The following is a 15119-nucleotide window of genomic DNA, read 5'->3' as shown; positions in this document are numbered from 1 at the left end:
TGTGGGGCCAGTTTGAAGTTATGTGAAGGGACGGTGAAGTCTCAGCGTGGCCATCACGCCACCTTCATCACGATTACGCAATGTAATTTCTCCCTGATGCAGACGCGCCACCTCCTGAACAAACGCCAGCCCGAGCCCGCTGCTCTTTAACCCGTTCGAATAAAAGCGCTCAAAAATACGCTCCAGCGCGTAATCCGGGATCCCGCTTCCGCTGTCGGTGACGATCAGCTCTACCTGCCTGCGATCTTCCCGGGCAGCCAGCGCAATGGCGCCACCCTGCGGGGTGAAATCAATAGCGTTATCCAGCAAATTGCCGAGCGCCTGTTCGAGAAGGTCGGGATCGCCCGCCACATAAAGCGATGTCGGCTGAAGGGTCAGCACAATTTTTTTCGCTGCCAACAGCGTCGCTCGCGCGTCTGCAAGCCGAGAGAAGAGCGAGTCAACACTGACAGCCTCAGGCGTAATCTCGACACGATTTTCAAGCTGCGCCTGAGTGAGCAGCTTTTCAACCAGCGACTGCATGCGCGCATTTTGCACCAGTATATTATCGATAAACCGCGCGGCGACCTGCGGCGGCGGCTGCTCGGAGAGAATTTCTGCCGCGCCGCGTATGGCGGCAATCGGGCTTTTCAGCTCGTGGGTCAACGCATGGACATAGCGTTCAATGTAGTTTTTCCCTTCAAGGCGAATACGCATATTTTCCAGCGCCTGTGCCAGCTTTTGCAGCTCGCTACTGCCTGGATTAGGCAATGGGAGAGGCGTATTGGTGGTTACCGAGTCGGCATAGCGCGATAACGTACCGATAGATCGATTGATCCACCACGCCACCGCCAAGCCAATCAGCAGGGCAATGCCGAGCAGCGCACCGCCTGCCCACAATATCCGTCGCTCGCTGCGGTGAATCACCGGAGCCATCGCGCTGTTCGGTTTCCCCACCGACAGCACGCCGATTATCTTGCCCTGATCCACAACCGGCGCGGCAACATACATCACCGTGCTTTCCGGATCGTCGGGATGGCTCTGGGTACTGCGCGCGCCGTATTCGCCGCGAAGCGTCAGCCAGACATCATTCCAGCGCGAGTAATCTTTTCCCACGGCCAGACCAGCGGAATCAAACACGACCCTGCCCTGCGCATCGGTCATGTAGACGTGATACTCGTTACGCACTTTATGAATACCGCCAATATTGGCGCGAAATGGGCGCTGATGAAGCTGAGAAAAGGCCTGTGCAAGCTTGCCCTGGTGCGCGTGACCCGAAAGCAAATCATCACGTCCGATTTCGGCCAACAGGGTCGCGGTATCGATTAACGTGCCCTCGGTTGCCCTGCGCACGCCGGGCTTCACCTCCTGAACAAAGATCGACAGCACGAACCACGCGGCGATGGCGACGATCAGGAAATACCCCAGCAGCAACCGCATCCCAATGCGCATCAGTAAAGGCCCAGACTGTAGCCCATACCGCGATGGGTGCTGATGGGGGACAGCTCCTCGTTCACCGCCCGCAGCTTGGCGCGCAGGGTTTTGATGTGGGTGTCCACGGTACGATCGAAACTGTCGCCGTCTTCACCCCACACCTTGTCCATGAGCTGCTGACGCGAAAAGACCCGACCGGGCGCCTGTAACAAGGTTTTGAGCAGCAAGAATTCGTAGCGGGTCAGGGGCAATGCTTCCCCGCACCAGCTGATTCGCGCGGCAGGCTCGTTCAGTTCAAACTGCCCGATACGCAACGTTTCTGAGGGTGCGGCGGATTTTTGCATGCGCCGTAAAACAGTCCGCACCCGCGCGCAGACTTCACGAGGGGAGAAAGGTTTCGCAACGTAGTCATCAGCGCCCATTTCCAGGCCAAGCAGCTTGTCGACCTCATCACTGCGCGCCGTCAGAAACAGTACAGGCAGCGAGGGATGCTGCGCCAGCAGCCGACGGCAAAGCTCAAACCCGCTGATGTCCGGCAGTCCGACATCCAGAATGGCGAGCGCCGGAACCTGCCGCTGAGCCTCCTCCAGCACGGGTAAACCGCGTTCAAACGCCTTTACCGCGAATCCTTCCTGCTGAAGCATGTAGATCAGCGTATCGGCGATACTGGTTTCGTCTTCAACCAGCCAGACCACAGGTTGTTGCATGATTCATCCCTGAATTAATGCCACGGCATAATCGGCACCGCGCTGATCGCGTTCTTCGGTGAGCCTTCCACCACTTTGTCAGAATAGGCAAGGTAGGCCAGCGTGTTGCGTTTGGCATCATAGAAACGTACGACCTGCAGCTTTTTGAACACCAGCGAGGTCCGTTTCTGGAATACCACGTCGCCCTGCGCTTTGCCGTTTTTAATTTTATCGCTCAATTCAACCGGTCCCACCTGCTGACAGGAGATCGCCGCATCGGAGGTGTCCTCCGCCAGCCCCAGACCGCCTTTGATACCGCCCGTTTTCGCACGGCTGACATAGCAGGTGACGTTTTTCACGTCTGGATCGTCAAACGCCTCAACGACAATTTTGTGGTCCGGGCCAAACATTTTGAACACGGTATCGACGGAACCAATCTGTTCCGCCTGTGCAGCGCGTCCGACCATCAACATCAGCGCGGTGAAGAGCAAAGTCTTGTATTTCATATTGTTACCATTCTTTAAAATTACACTGAGCGATTATTCAACACTTTAGACAAAAATGTAGCAAGATCACAGGATTAGAATATATTTGCCCCTAATGCCCTGCAAAAAGCATGAATGCGCAAAAAAAACACTGAATGCTAAAACATCAAAAAATGCTATTATCCGCTAACCTGTTATCAGGCACCTGCTGTTTTAAGGATGAGGATAGTATATGGATCAGGCTGGAATTATTCGCGACCTGCTCACCTGGCTGGAAGGTCATCTCGACCAGCCTTTGTCACTGGATAATGTGGCGGCTAAAGCAGGCTATTCCAAGTGGCATCTGCAAAGGATGTTCAAGGATGTCACCGGTCATGCTATCGGGGCCTATATTCGCGCACGTCGTTTATCGAAATCTGCTGTGGCTCTGCGCCTGACCGCGCGCCCGATTCTGGATATTGCCCTGCAATATCGTTTCGATTCGCAGCAGACCTTCACCCGCGCCTTTAAAAAACAGTTCTCGTTGACGCCAGCGCTGTATCGTCGCTCGCCTGACTGGAGCTCGTTTGGCATGCGTCCGCCGCTGCGTCTGGGCGAGTTCGCGATGCCGAAGTATGAAATTATTACCCTGCCGGAAACCCATCTGATCGGCACAACGCAGAGCTACTCCTGTTCACTGGAGCAGATTTCCGAGTTTCGTCATCAGATGCGCGTTCAGTTCTGGCGCGACTTCCTGAGCCACGCGCCGGCGATCCCGCCGATCCTGTATGGTCTCAACGAAACGCACCCAAGCCAGGAAAAAGACGACGAACAGGAGGTGTTCTACACCACCGCGCTGACGCCAGAGATGGCCAATGGCTACATTCAGGGTTCGAAGCCTGTCGTGCTGGAAGGTGGCGAATACGTGATGTTCGCCTATGAAGGGCTGGGAACGGGGGTGCAGGAGTTTATCCTGACCGTTTACGGAACCTGCATGCCGATGCTGAATCTGAATCGCCGTAAAGGTCAGGACATTGAGCTCTATTACCCGGCTCAGGATGCGAAACCGGAAGAAGGCCCTATCAATCTGCGTATGGAATTCTTGATTCCAATACGTCGTTAACGCTGCAGTTCGTCAAGCGCAGGGGCATCGAGATGCGAAATGTCCCCTGCCATCTCCACGACCCAACCTGACGCCAGCCACGCACTTTCCTGATAATCAATTCGGGAAATGGAGCAGTTACGCAGACGCAGACGGCGCTCAGCGTAAGCCGGTAACCCCAGAATGGTGCTCACCAGGCAACCCAACGCAATCCCATGACTCACCAGCAGCGGACGGCTTCCCGCCGGAAGCTTCAGGCATTCCGCCAGGGCGGCATGCATACGTACGCTGAGCTCCTGCATGGATTCGCCCTCAGGAATACGGCCATCTTCGGTACCGTTCACCAGCGTGCGGCGCCAGCCCTCTTCCGTTTCCGTCAGCGTATCGATATGGCGTTTTTCCAGCACGCCCATATCCAGCTCGCGCAGGCGCGGCTCAAGCATGACGTCACAGCCGCAGGCGTCTGCGATGATGCGCGCCGTCTGCTGTGTGCGACCTAAATCGCTGGTAATGACGTGGGTAATGCCCAGCGTTCTGGCACGCTCTGCCACCTGCCACGCTTGCTGCACACCCTTCTCAGTGAGAGGACTGTCTGACTGGCCTTGAATACGTCGCTCGGCGTTCCACTGCGTTTCACCGTGGCGAACAAGGTATACCTGTAACATGCTTTTTTTCCGTTATACTGCGATGAGTTTTTTTTGAATCGAGCTTAATTATGCACCATGTTGTCTCTGCTACCACTAATCCTGCCAAAATTCAGGCAATTCTAAGGGCATTTGACGAGATCTTCGGCGCAGGATCCTGCCATATTGAGGCCATCGGCGTCGAGAGTGGCGTTCCTGAACAGCCGTTTGGCAGCGAGGAAACGCGCGCTGGCGCACGAAATCGCGTGGCAAATGCCAGGGCTGCGGCACTGGATGCGGACTTTTGGGTGGCGATTGAAGCCGGTATCGACGAAGGCGCAACCTTTAGCTGGGTGGTGATCGAAAGCCGTGAACAGCGCGGCGAAGCGCGTTCGGCCACCCTGCCCCTGCCGGAGATCATTCTGGAAAAAGTGCGTGCGGGTGAAGCGCTCGGGCCGGTGATGTCGCAGTACACCGGCATTGATGAGATTGGCCGTAAAGAAGGGGCGATTGGCGTCTTTACCGCAGGCGCGCTGACGCGTTCAGGCGTTTACCACCAGGCGGTGATCCTGGCGTTAAGCCCGTTCCATAACGCGATTTATCGTTAGGTATTTTTCAACAACACCGCTTCCAGCCACTGACGCAGCTCAACGGGCGCCGACTTCAGGCTGTTCGATCCGCGGGTAATCGTTGCGATGCCCGCGCCGAGCTCATTTTTCAGCTCGCGCTGGCTCATCTCGCCGCGCAGTAACTCTTCAATAATCCGCACGCGCGTGCCCAGCGCCTCACGCTCGTCCGGCGTGAGCATCAGCTGCATCAGGGGTAAATGCAAATCCTGCTCGTAAGACTGGCGAAGCAACTCCACAAAACGAAGCCACTCCTGATGACGTTGTTCGGCCATTGCCGAGGAATACGGGGAATGCTGGGTCATGTTATGCTGCCTCTTGTACTCTTTAGCGAGTACAGCATAACACAACCCACGCCGATCAGTAACGTCTCTGCCACTCGGCATCGCTCATCAGGGTATCTTTCTGCCCCATGAAGTAGCGATAGTAGGCATCATAGGCCAGCACGTTCTTCACGTAGCCGCGCGTTTCCGAGAACGGGATGCTCTCGACAAACGCCACGGCGTCGATGCGTCCGGCGCTGTTGCCGAGCCAGGTGCGCACGCGACCCGGTCCCGCGTTATAGGCCGCCGACGAGAAGATGCGGTTGTTGCCGAACTGCTGATACACATACTGGAGATAGCTGGTACCGATATTGATGTTGGTATCCGGATCGAGAAGCTGTGACGGGCTGCTGTATCCAGGGATGTTAAACATCTTCACCGTGTGCGTCGCCGTTCCCGGCATAATCTGCATCAGGCCGCTGGCGCCCACCGGGGAACGGACTTTCGGGTTCCAGGCACTTTCCTGACGAGCAATCGCCATCGCGTAACTTTGCGGGATATCTTTGCCGCTGGTGTAGCGATCGAACAGATCCTTGTAAGCCAGCGGGAAACGCTCCTCCAGATGATCCCACAGCTTACCGGCGATCGTCGCCTGCACGCTCAGATCCCACCAGTGGTTATCAAAGGCATAGCGGGCAAGCTGGGCTTTTTCGTCGGTGGTGCGGCTGGTCACCAGATTCGCCCATTCGCTGCGCGCGGTGTTATCCATATTCCAGTACATCAGCTCGCGAACGCGCGCCATTTCTGGCCCCTGCGTCAGCGCAGGGTTCGCGTTAGCGGGCGCCTTATCAATGCGGAAGGTGTACTCCTCGCCCAGGCGCTGCGCGGCCGCCATCGGGTAGAACCCGCGCTGCTGCATCAGCGTATGGAGAATCTCTTTGGCTTCATCATCACGACCGCGCTCCATCAGCAGATCGGCCTGCCAGTAGCGCCATTCGTCTTTCTCTTTGGCCTCCATTGGCAACCGCGCGAGCCAGGTATTGAGCCCGCGGCGATCGCCCGTACCCAGCGCCATGCGCACGCGGCGCTCCACCAGCGACGTGGAGTTCGAACGCATAATGGCATCGTCTCGCCAGCGCGCCTGCTCGTCGGTCACATCGGTGCCCATCAGTCGCCACGCCACAATATCGCGCAGCTCCTGGGTTTGCTCCTCATTAAGCTGCTGCGCCTGCACCAGCTGCGGAATCATCAGTCGCGCGTTTTCCACATCGTCACGCGCCACGCTGGCAAAAGCCACCGCCGCCATCTGGCGGGTAAAATCGGTCGCGCCCGTACTGCGGGCAAAGGTCAGCACGCTGTTGGGATCGTTTGCCAGCGAGATAACCGCCGTGGAGATCGTCTGGTAATCGGACGGCATCTGCCCCGCCAGCGTGGTCACCAGCCGCGTGTTGCCTGCCTTCATCGCCAGGCGGATGCGCTCAAGGTAGGACAGCGGGTCCTGCTTGCCGGAAGCACGCCACGCGCCAAACAGGGAATCACAGGCGTTCGGCTGGTTTTTCCCGGTCAGCCAGAGCTCTTTCGCCCCGGCCCAGGCCTCTTCCTGCTGGCCGGTCGCCCATTTTGCGTAGTAGTAGTTACACTGCGCTTCGGTGGTATTCGGCTTTTCTGGGCTAAACGCCAGCAGTCCGCGCCAGTCTTCGCGACGCGCCAGCTCATTCACAAAACGAGACTGGAGATTTCGGGCAGGTGGCAGGGTCGGGTTCGCCTGAATGAAGTTATTCACGGTGACGGTGGGCTGGTTCATGAGATCGTCCGTGATCTGGCGATACTCGAGATACGGATACAGCGGATAATCCTTTAGCGTCGGCATCAGCGCCTGAACGGTATCCATCTGCTTGTTGTCCCACGCCTGTTTAATCTGAGCGTAGCGACTACGTTGTTCATCCAGTGAATCGGCATGCACCGCCTGGCTTACCGCCATTACGCATACGCTGGCAGCCAGCAGACGCCAGACCACCTGTTTGGCTTTTTCCACAAGCTCTTCCTCATTGTTTTTTCGTCAATTGCAGCGTCTTGCCACGTCAAAGTCTAATTAACTTATGCTAACCAGGCATCCTTCAACGCGCCACGTCATGGACACTTTTTTACCTTTCTTGCGCGTTTTAACACTCCCGACGTTCCTGGCTGGGATTAGTGCGGGAAAAAGGCTACACTTCGAGGCTGAAATTCCTTCTCATTACGATAAAAGAGGCGAAGTCCAACGTGGCTCAATTCGTTTATACCATGCATCGTGTCGGCAAAGTTGTCCCGCCGAAACGTCATATTCTTAAAAATATCTCGCTGAGCTTCTTCCCGGGCGCAAAAATCGGTGTTCTGGGTCTCAACGGTGCCGGTAAGTCCACCCTGCTGCGCATCATGGCCGGCATTGATACAGACATCGAAGGTGAAGCCCGTCCGCAGCCTGGCATCAAGATTGGCTACCTGCCGCAGGAACCTCAGCTGAACCCGGAACACACCGTTCGCGAATCCGTTGAAGAAGCGGTATCCGAAGTGGTTAACGCCCTGAAAGGTCTGGATGAAGTGTATGCCAAATACGCCGAGCCGGATGCGGACTTCGACAAGCTGGCCGCACAGCAGGGCAAGTATGAAGAGATCATCCAGGCGCACGACGGTCACAACCTGAACGTGCAGCTGGAGCGCGCAGCTGATGCCCTGCGTCTGCCGGACTGGGATGCAAAAATCGCGAACCTCTCCGGGGGTGAACGCCGCCGTGTGGCGCTGTGCCGCCTGCTGCTGGAAAAACCAGACATGCTGCTGCTCGACGAACCAACTAACCACCTGGATGCGGAATCCGTGGCGTGGCTGGAGCGCTTCCTGCACGACTTCGAAGGCACCGTTGTGGCGATTACCCACGACCGTTACTTCCTCGACAACGTCGCCGGCTGGATCCTGGAGCTGGACCGCGGTGAAGGTATTCCGTGGGAAGGCAACTACTCCTCCTGGCTGGAGCAGAAAGATCAGCGTCTGGCTCAGGAAGCATCTCAGGAAGCGGCCCGTCGTAAGTCTATCGAGAAAGAGCTGGAGTGGGTGCGTCAGGGCGCGAAAGGCCGTCAGTCTAAGGGTAAAGCCCGTCTGGCACGCTTCGAAGAGCTGAACAACACCGAATACCAGAAACGTAACGAAACCAACGAACTGTTTATTCCACCTGGAGCACGTCTGGGGGATAAAGTGGTTGAAGTGACCAACCTGCGTAAGTCTTACGGCGACCGTGTGCTGATCGACGACCTGACCTTCTCCGTACCGAAAGGCGCTATCGTCGGCATCATCGGTCCGAACGGCGCGGGTAAATCAACCCTGTTCCGCATGATGTCCGGTCAGGAACAGCCAGACAGCGGTTCTATCACCCTGGGTGAGACCGTGAAGCTGGCCTCCGTTGACCAGTTCCGCGACGCGATGGATAACAGCAAAACCGTGTGGGAAGAAGTCTCCGGCGGTCTGGATATCATGCGTATCGGCAACACCGAGATGCCAAGCCGCGCCTACGTTGGTCGCTTTAACTTTAAAGGCACCGATCAGGGCAAACGTGTAGGCGAGCTGTCCGGCGGTGAGCGCGGTCGTCTGCACCTGGCGAAGCTGCTGCAGGTGGGCGGTAACGTTCTGCTGCTCGATGAACCAACAAACGACCTGGATATCGAAACCCTGCGCGCGCTGGAAAACGCCCTGCTGGAGTTCCCGGGCTGCGCGATGGTTATCTCGCACGACCGCTGGTTCCTGGACCGTATCGCGACCCACATCCTGGACTACCAGGACGAAGGTAAGGTGGAGTTCTTCGAAGGTAACTTCACCGAATACGAAGAGTACAAGAAACGCACGCTGGGCGCCGACGCGCTGGAGCCGAAGCGTATTAAGTACAAGCGTATTGCGAAATAAAAGCAAAACGGCAACTTCGGTTGCCGTTTTTTATGGTTGTTCCCTCTCCCTGTGGGAGAGGGCCAGGGTGAGGGCATCAGGCCGCACAGTGTGTAGGCCGGGTAAGGCGAAGCCGCCACCCGGCTTTTTTATTTGCCCACGTAATACCGCTTCACCTCGTCAAACTGCATCGCAAACTCGATATAGCTCATCAGCGCGGGCGAATTCAGCTTGCGGCTCGGGTAGGCCAGCCAGAGGTCGTTGCCTTCAACGTTCCACTCCGGCAGCACCTGCACCAGCGCGCCCTTTTCAACCTTATCTTTCAGCAAAAATGCAGGAAGCAGCGTGATCCCCGCCCCGGCCATCGCGCACTCGCGGGCGTACACCAGATTATCGGTCATGTGTGCGTTATCCGGCAGGTAGCGGTAATCCTCATTCTCGCTTCGCAGAAGCCACTCCGACCAGGCTCTGTGCGTAATGCTGCGGTGCTCCACCAGTTGACGGGGATGCGTTAGCGGCGCCCGCCGCGCCAGATAGTCCGGCGAGGCCAGCATGTAGCGCGGACAGTGTCCGATCATTCGGCCAATCAGGGAGGAGTCCTGCGGCTTGCCGGTACGCAGCGCCACATCAAAGCCGGACTCGACCAGATCCACCACATCATCAGAGATCGACACGTCCAGCGAAACCTCAGGATAGCGAAGCTGGAACTCGGCATTCATATGCGCCAGCAGCGTCGCGCCAATCCCAGCCGGACAGGTGATGCGCAGCCGCCCGCTCGGGTTTTCGCGCAGGCGCTGAATGGCATACTCTGCCCGCTCGCTGGCCGCCAGCATTTCGCGGCAATGCACCAGATAATGCTCGCCCGCAAACGTCAGGTTCAGCCTGCGCGTGGTGCGGTTCAGCAGGCGGATACCCACCTGCTGCTCCAGCTGGCTAATTCGCTGGCTGACGCTGGATTTCGGCAGTTCGGCTTTCTGGGCTGCCGCGGTAAAGCTGCCCATCTCCGCCACCAGCGCGAAAAGCGCCATATCCTGCAGCTGTTTAAACATGATTGTTCATCCTGTACGAACGCTGAGTTCTTGATTGTCCATCTTATCATGCAGCTGGCCACTTAATAGACTAGCCTCAACAAAACGCATGCCATTGAGGAGCACACCATGTCACTTAAAGCCATTGCCGTGAACCCGGAAAATCCGTCCACCTTCATTGAAATCACCCCACCGATGCCACAGCCCGGCGAGCACGATCTGCTGGTGGAGGTGAAGGCCGTCTCCGTTAACCCGGTTGATACCAAAGTCCACGCGGGCATTGCCAAAAACGGGCTGAAAGAGCCGCGCGTGCTGGGCTGGGATGCCAGCGGGATCGTCAAAGCCGCTGGCGCTGGCGTCACCGGATTCAAACCGGGAGATGAGGTGTGGTATGCAGGGGACATCACCCGCCCGGGCAGCAACACCACACACCAGCTGATCGACGCGCGCATTGTCGGGCACAAACCGACAAGCCTCGGCTGGGCGGCTGCCGCTGCGCTACCGTTGACCGCGCTCACCGCGTGGGAAGGCCTGTTTGAACGGCTGAATATTCAGGATGCCGGTACGGACAAAACCCTGCTGATCATCGGTGGTGCGGGCGGCGTGGGATCGCTGGCGATCCCGTTTGCGAAGCACAACAGCAAGGTAAAGGTCATCGCAACGGCGTCCCGTGAAGATTCCGCCCAGTGGTGCCGCGATCGCGGTGCAGATGTGGTGGTGAACTACCGCGATCTGAAAGGCGAACTGGCGAAGCACGGGCTGAACTTTGTGGATTACATTTTTATCCTCAACGATACCGACGGACACTGGGAGGCGGTCAGCGAACTGATTGCGCCGCAGGGGCATATCTGTTCTATCGTGGAGAATGAACACCCGCTGAACCAGGACAAGCTGAAGTCGAAATCCGCCGCGCTGCACTGGGAATTTATGTACACCCGCAGCATGTACCAGACCGCTGATATGGCGCGTCAGGGTGAGATCCTCAATGAGGTGGCGAAGCTGGTGGATAACGGCGTGGTGGAAAGCTCACTGAGTGAAACGCTGCACGGGCTGAGCGTGGAAAGCATTACGGAGGCGCACCGTAAAGTGCTGGACGGGCATATGCGGGGGAAAGTGGTGATTGAGTTCTGAGTGGCTTGTTCCCCCTCACCCTAACCCTCTCCCCATAGGGGAGAGGGGATAGCACGGAGCCGTCTTTAACCCTGCTCCCCCATCATCTCCTTCACCAGCTCGACACAGCGCAGGAAACGGGAGTCGTAGTCCGACTCTTCCACGTGCACAAACTCAACGTTGTTTTCGTTGAGCATATCCACCAGCATGGTCTGGAATTCACGCCTGTCGACGGAGCTGCCGAGGCTGCGCATGCCGTCGGCCACCCACGGGGTGTTGTTTTCCAGCAGGATCACCAGGTCAAAGCGGTATTCGTCAATCAGCGCCTGCACGAACGGATGTTCACGCCCTTCGTACTTTTTGCAGAACGCCTGGGTGGTGACAAAATCGGTATCGATAAACGCCACCTTGTTGGCGTATTTCACCGCGAAATCAATGTACTGAGCGTGACCGAGCGCGATTTTGTCGTAGTCGGAATACTGCAGCGCCATCTCATCGCCGCCCAGATGGGAAAAGACATAGTCGCGCCCGTACTCCCACGCGCTGGTGGTATTGAAGATATTCGCCAGCTTGTTGACCAGCGTTGACTTACCGCTCGACTCACCGCCCAGGATGGCGACGGTGCGCACAAAGAACGGCTTCACCTCGGTCGGGATGTAATCCCAGTAGCGGAACGGGTTCTCACGGATCTGCGCCCCGCTGATGTTCATGAAGGTGCGTTTCGGGTCGATCAGCACCGTCTCAATGCCCAGATGCTCGCGGAACTGCGGCGCGTCGGACTCTTCAGAGGTGTAGATCCAGTTAGGCGCAATGCCCTTCTCTTCCATAAACGCTTTGATGCCGTTGCTCCACACGTCCCAGCCGTGCGGGTACGGCTCCATGCCCTCTTCGTTGAAGGCATGAATACGGATGTTTTTCTGGTACTTGAAGGTCTGGAGCAGCCAGCGCAGGCGGTCCGGCACGGTCGGCTGCTGCGACATGGCGCTATCTTCAAACAGCTGGCGATCGCGGGTTTCATCGTACCCCATGATGATGTGCAGCTCGTCCACCTGGCTGCAGGCGCGCTGGATCAGATAGATATGCCCGGTATGCAGCGGGTAAAACTTGCCGAACACCACGCCGATGTTCTTTTGCATACGCGGGAATTCCAGCCCCAGAAAGCGGTGCAGCGCTTCCAGCTTCTGCGCGCTGGGGCTTTTGATTTTGGCGTTCAGCAGTTGGCTCAGGTAGCCTTTGGTCATGCCGCTGGCGTCTGCCACCTGCTGCAGCGTGCAGCCCTTCTGGCGGATAGCGGTCTTGATGTAGTCAAATGATGACATAAATTACGGTGCCTCCTGCAAAATCGAATACGTAATTATAAGTCGTCAAAGACATTTAACGCATCTGCGAGTTTCTTCACGCCAAAAACCTGCATCCCTTCCGGGATTTTTTTCGGCACGTTGGCGGCGGGAACGATCGCGCGACGGAAACCGTGTTTTGCCGCCTCGGAGATTCGCTCCTGCCCGCTGGGCACCGGACGGATTTCCCCGGCAAGGCCCACTTCTCCGAAGACGACCAGATCCTGCGGCAGCGGTCTGTCGCGCAGGCTGGAGACCATCGCCAGCAGCAGCGCCAGGTCTGCGCTGGTCTCGGTGACTTTGACGCCGCCGACCACGTTCACGAAGACGTCCTGATCCGCCATCTGCAGCCCGCCGTGACGGTGCAGCACCGCCAGCAGGATCGCCAGACGGTTCTGTTCCAGACCAACCGCTACGCGCCGCGGGTTGCCCATCATCGAGTGATCGACCAGCGCCTGAATTTCGACGAGCAGCGGGCGCGTCCCTTCCCACAGCACCATCACCGAACTGCCGGAGGTGATTTCATCTCCCCGGCTCAGGAAGATGGCCGACGGGTTGCTGACTTCACGCAGCCCCTGCTCGGTCATGGCAAACACGCCCAGTTCGTTCACCGCCCCAAAGCGGTTTTTATGGCTGCGCAGGGTACGGAAGCGAGAGTCCGCGTCGCCGTCGAGCATCACGGAGCAGTCGATACAGTGTTCGAGCACCTTCGGCCCCGCCAGCGAGCCATCTTTGGTCACATGGCCCACCATTACAATCGCCACGCCGCGTGTTTTAGCAAAGCGCGTCAGGTAGGCCGCCGTTTCACGCACCTGCGCGACGCTGCCCGGCGAGGACTGGATGTCCGCCATGTGCATCACCTGGATGGAGTCGATCACCATCAGCTTCGGCTGCTCTTCTTCGGCGATCATGCAGATCTGCTCGATGCTGGTTTCCGACAGCATGTTCAGATTACCGGTCGGCAGGCCCAGACGGTGCGCGCGCATCGCCACCTGCTGCAGGGACTCTTCCCCCGTGACGTACAGGGTTTTCATCTGTTCGGCGAGCTTGCAGAGCGTTTGCAGCAGCAGGGTTGACTTGCCCGCGCCCGGGTTACCACCGATAAGAATCGCGCTGCCCGGCACCACGCCACCGCCGAGCACGCGATCGAACTCTTTAAACCCGGTGGAGAAGCGCGGCAGCTCTTCGAGGCTGATGTCCGAGAGCTTCTGGACTTTCGCTACGCCCGCATTGCCCGCGTAGCCGCTCAGGCGCTCGTTGCGCGCCACGCTCGGCGAAGCCGCCACACCACGCACTTCGGTGATGGTGTTCCAGGCATGACAGGCGCTGCATTGCCCCTGCCAGCGCGGATAATCCGCACCACATTCATTACAGACAAATGCGCGTTTTGGAGCTTTCGCCACGGTTTACCTCGTTATTTCTCTGCGGCCTGCGTGCCGGGTGGCGCTTACGCTTACCCGGCCTACAAAGCAGACCGTTATTTCTGATTAAGGCTGCCGGAGAGAATGCAGAACACCCCCATCAGGTCAGCGTGACGGATAGTCACTTCCGTCTTTTCATTCACTTTTGGCTTGGCATGGTAGGCAATGCCCAGGCCGGCCGCTTTGATCATCGGCAGGTCGTTCGCGCCGTCCCCGATGGCGACGGTCTGGACAACCGGAATTTCATATTTTTCCGCCAGACGCGTCAGCGTATTGGCTTTGTACTGGGCATCCACAATATCGCCGATCACCTGGCCGGTCAGCTTGCCGTCCATGATCTCCAGCTCATTGGCCACCACGGTGGTCAGATGCAGTTTTTCCCGCAGATAATCCGCGAAGAAGGTGAAGCCACCGGAGGCGATCGCCACCTTCCAGCCGAGGGACTGCAGCTTCAGCACCAGTTGCGTCAGCCCGGGCATCAGCGGCAGCACATCGCGCACCTGGCGCAGAATGTTGGCATCGGCCCCTTTCAGGGTCGCCACGCGCTGTCTCAGGCTGGCGGTGAAATCCAGCTCGCCGCGCATCGCACGCTCGGTGACTTCCGCCACCAGCTCACCGCTGCCCGCCAGCTTCGCAATTTCGTCAATACACTCGATCTGAATGGCGGTAGAGTCCATGTCCATGACCAGCAGGCCCGGCGTTTTCAGGTGTGGAATTTTCCCCAGCGGCGCAACGTCCAGCCCGGCGTCATGCGCCAGGCGCGTGGCGCGCTGCGTCAGAGAGCCCGCCAGGCGAATGACCTGATAGTCTTCCACGCACCAGGCGGCAACGATGACCATCGCGGCCCCCAGTTTGGTTTGATACTGGGTCAGGCGTTGCTTATCCAGACCGCGTCCGTACAGCAGCCAGCCGCTACGACCGGCGTGGTAATCCAGAGGCATCACCTCATCGCCACTTAAAGAGAGCGGCAATCCTGGCCATAAAGAGACATCCGTTGGCAGGTCACACCAGGTAATGTTCGGCATTAAAGCTCCTGTAATTTCGTTCGCGCCGGAAGGTTGCAGAGGGAAAATAACGCATGAGGCTACCCTGTAACCATCACTTCTGGCAACATTAAGCCGTAAATTTTCAGCAGGT

Annotated in this window: 14 protein-coding genes; 4 read left to right on the top strand and 10 right to left on the bottom strand. The window is 57.8% G+C overall.

Annotation, left to right across the window (positions count from 1 at the left end; all coding sequences use genetic code 11):
* Nucleotides 1-18: 18 nt before the first annotated feature.
* From creC to creA, 3 genes are read right to left on the bottom strand one after another with little or no spacing between them, the layout of a single operon-like run.
* Nucleotides 19-1431: a two-component system sensor histidine kinase CreC gene (gene creC / locus KGP25_RS03760; RefSeq protein WP_223539998.1), complete on the bottom strand. Its 1413-nt coding sequence runs from the start codon at nt 1429-1431 to the stop codon at nt 19-21.
* Nucleotides 1431-2120, bottom strand: a complete 690-nt coding sequence (gene creB, locus KGP25_RS03755; RefSeq protein WP_196365481.1) for a two-component system response regulator CreB — start codon at nt 2118-2120, stop codon at nt 1431-1433. Before creB ends, creC begins: the two co-directional genes overlap by 1 nt.
* A gap of 14 nt (nt 2121-2134) precedes the next feature.
* On the bottom strand, nt 2135-2605 hold the full coding sequence (gene creA / locus KGP25_RS03750) for a protein CreA (RefSeq protein ID WP_063620725.1): 471 nt from the start codon (nt 2603-2605) through the stop codon (nt 2135-2137).
* A 211-nt stretch (nt 2606-2816) separates the two neighbouring features.
* On the opposite strand from creA, the gene robA reads away from it, so the two are divergent.
* On the top strand, nt 2817-3686 hold the full coding sequence (robA, locus tag KGP25_RS03745; RefSeq protein WP_045907752.1) for an MDR efflux pump AcrAB transcriptional activator RobA: 870 nt from the start codon (nt 2817-2819) through the stop codon (nt 3684-3686).
* Here robA and gpmB read toward each other — a convergent pair.
* Entirely contained in the window at nt 3683-4330 is a 648-nt protein-coding gene (gpmB, locus tag KGP25_RS03740; RefSeq protein WP_008502057.1) for a 2,3-diphosphoglycerate-dependent phosphoglycerate mutase GpmB, read from the bottom strand. The two genes, robA and gpmB, sit on opposite strands and share 4 nt — an antisense overlap.
* Nucleotides 4331-4380: 50 nt before the next feature.
* On the opposite strand from gpmB, the gene yjjX reads away from it, so the two are divergent.
* Entirely contained in the window at nt 4381-4896 is a 516-nt protein-coding gene (gene yjjX, locus KGP25_RS03735; RefSeq protein ID WP_223539997.1) for an inosine/xanthosine triphosphatase, read from the top strand.
* Here yjjX and trpR read toward each other — a convergent pair.
* Entirely contained in the window at nt 4893-5219 is a 327-nt protein-coding gene (gene trpR / locus KGP25_RS03730; RefSeq protein ID WP_047747961.1) for a trp operon repressor, read from the bottom strand. The two genes, yjjX and trpR, sit on opposite strands and share 4 nt — an antisense overlap.
* A 55-nt stretch (nt 5220-5274) precedes the next feature.
* A complete protein-coding gene (gene sltY / locus KGP25_RS03725; protein ID WP_126534259.1) occupies nt 5275-7212 on the bottom strand; it encodes a murein transglycosylase in 1938 nt (645 codons plus the stop codon).
* Between the two features lie 227 nt (nt 7213-7439).
* Here sltY and ettA point away from each other — a divergent pair, with 227 nt between their 5' ends.
* Complete coding sequence (gene ettA / locus KGP25_RS03720) at nt 7440-9107, top strand: energy-dependent translational throttle protein EttA (RefSeq protein ID WP_003856515.1); 1668 nt, start codon at nt 7440-7442, stop codon at nt 9105-9107.
* 128 nt (nt 9108-9235) lie between these two features.
* Here the strand turns inward: ettA and KGP25_RS03715 are convergent, their stop codons facing one another.
* A complete protein-coding gene (locus KGP25_RS03715; protein ID WP_223539996.1) occupies nt 9236-10135 on the bottom strand; it encodes a LysR family transcriptional regulator in 900 nt (299 codons plus the stop codon).
* A 108-nt stretch (nt 10136-10243) separates the two neighbouring features.
* Between KGP25_RS03715 and KGP25_RS03710 the strand changes: the two genes are divergently transcribed.
* Nucleotides 10244-11245: a zinc-binding alcohol dehydrogenase family protein gene (locus KGP25_RS03710; RefSeq protein ID WP_223539995.1), complete on the top strand. Its 1002-nt coding sequence runs from the start codon at nt 10244-10246 to the stop codon at nt 11243-11245.
* Between the two features lie 65 nt (nt 11246-11310).
* Here the strand turns inward: KGP25_RS03710 and nadR are convergent, their stop codons facing one another.
* The 3 genes from nadR to serB all read right to left on the bottom strand — a co-directional run bounded on the left by nadR (nt 11311) and on the right by serB (nt 15007).
* Complete coding sequence (gene nadR / locus KGP25_RS03705; protein WP_032643997.1) at nt 11311-12543, bottom strand: multifunctional transcriptional regulator/nicotinamide-nucleotide adenylyltransferase/ribosylnicotinamide kinase NadR; 1233 nt, start codon at nt 12541-12543, stop codon at nt 11311-11313.
* 35 nt (nt 12544-12578) lie between these two features.
* On the bottom strand, nt 12579-13964 hold the full coding sequence (gene radA / locus KGP25_RS03700) for a DNA repair protein RadA (RefSeq protein WP_023293325.1): 1386 nt from the start codon (nt 13962-13964) through the stop codon (nt 12579-12581).
* Between the two features lie 74 nt (nt 13965-14038).
* Nucleotides 14039-15007, bottom strand: coding sequence for a phosphoserine phosphatase (serB, locus tag KGP25_RS03695; RefSeq protein WP_008502066.1), 969 nt, complete (start codon nt 15005-15007; stop codon nt 14039-14041).
* Between the last annotated feature and the right edge of the window lie 112 nt (nt 15008-15119).

The sequence above is a fragment of the Enterobacter sp. JBIWA003 genome, from assembly GCF_019968825.1.
Taxonomy (GTDB): domain Bacteria; phylum Pseudomonadota; class Gammaproteobacteria; order Enterobacterales; family Enterobacteriaceae; genus Enterobacter; species Enterobacter quasiroggenkampii.
Note: the sequence above shows the minus strand (reverse complement) of the source record. Positions and strands in the feature narration are given on the sequence as shown.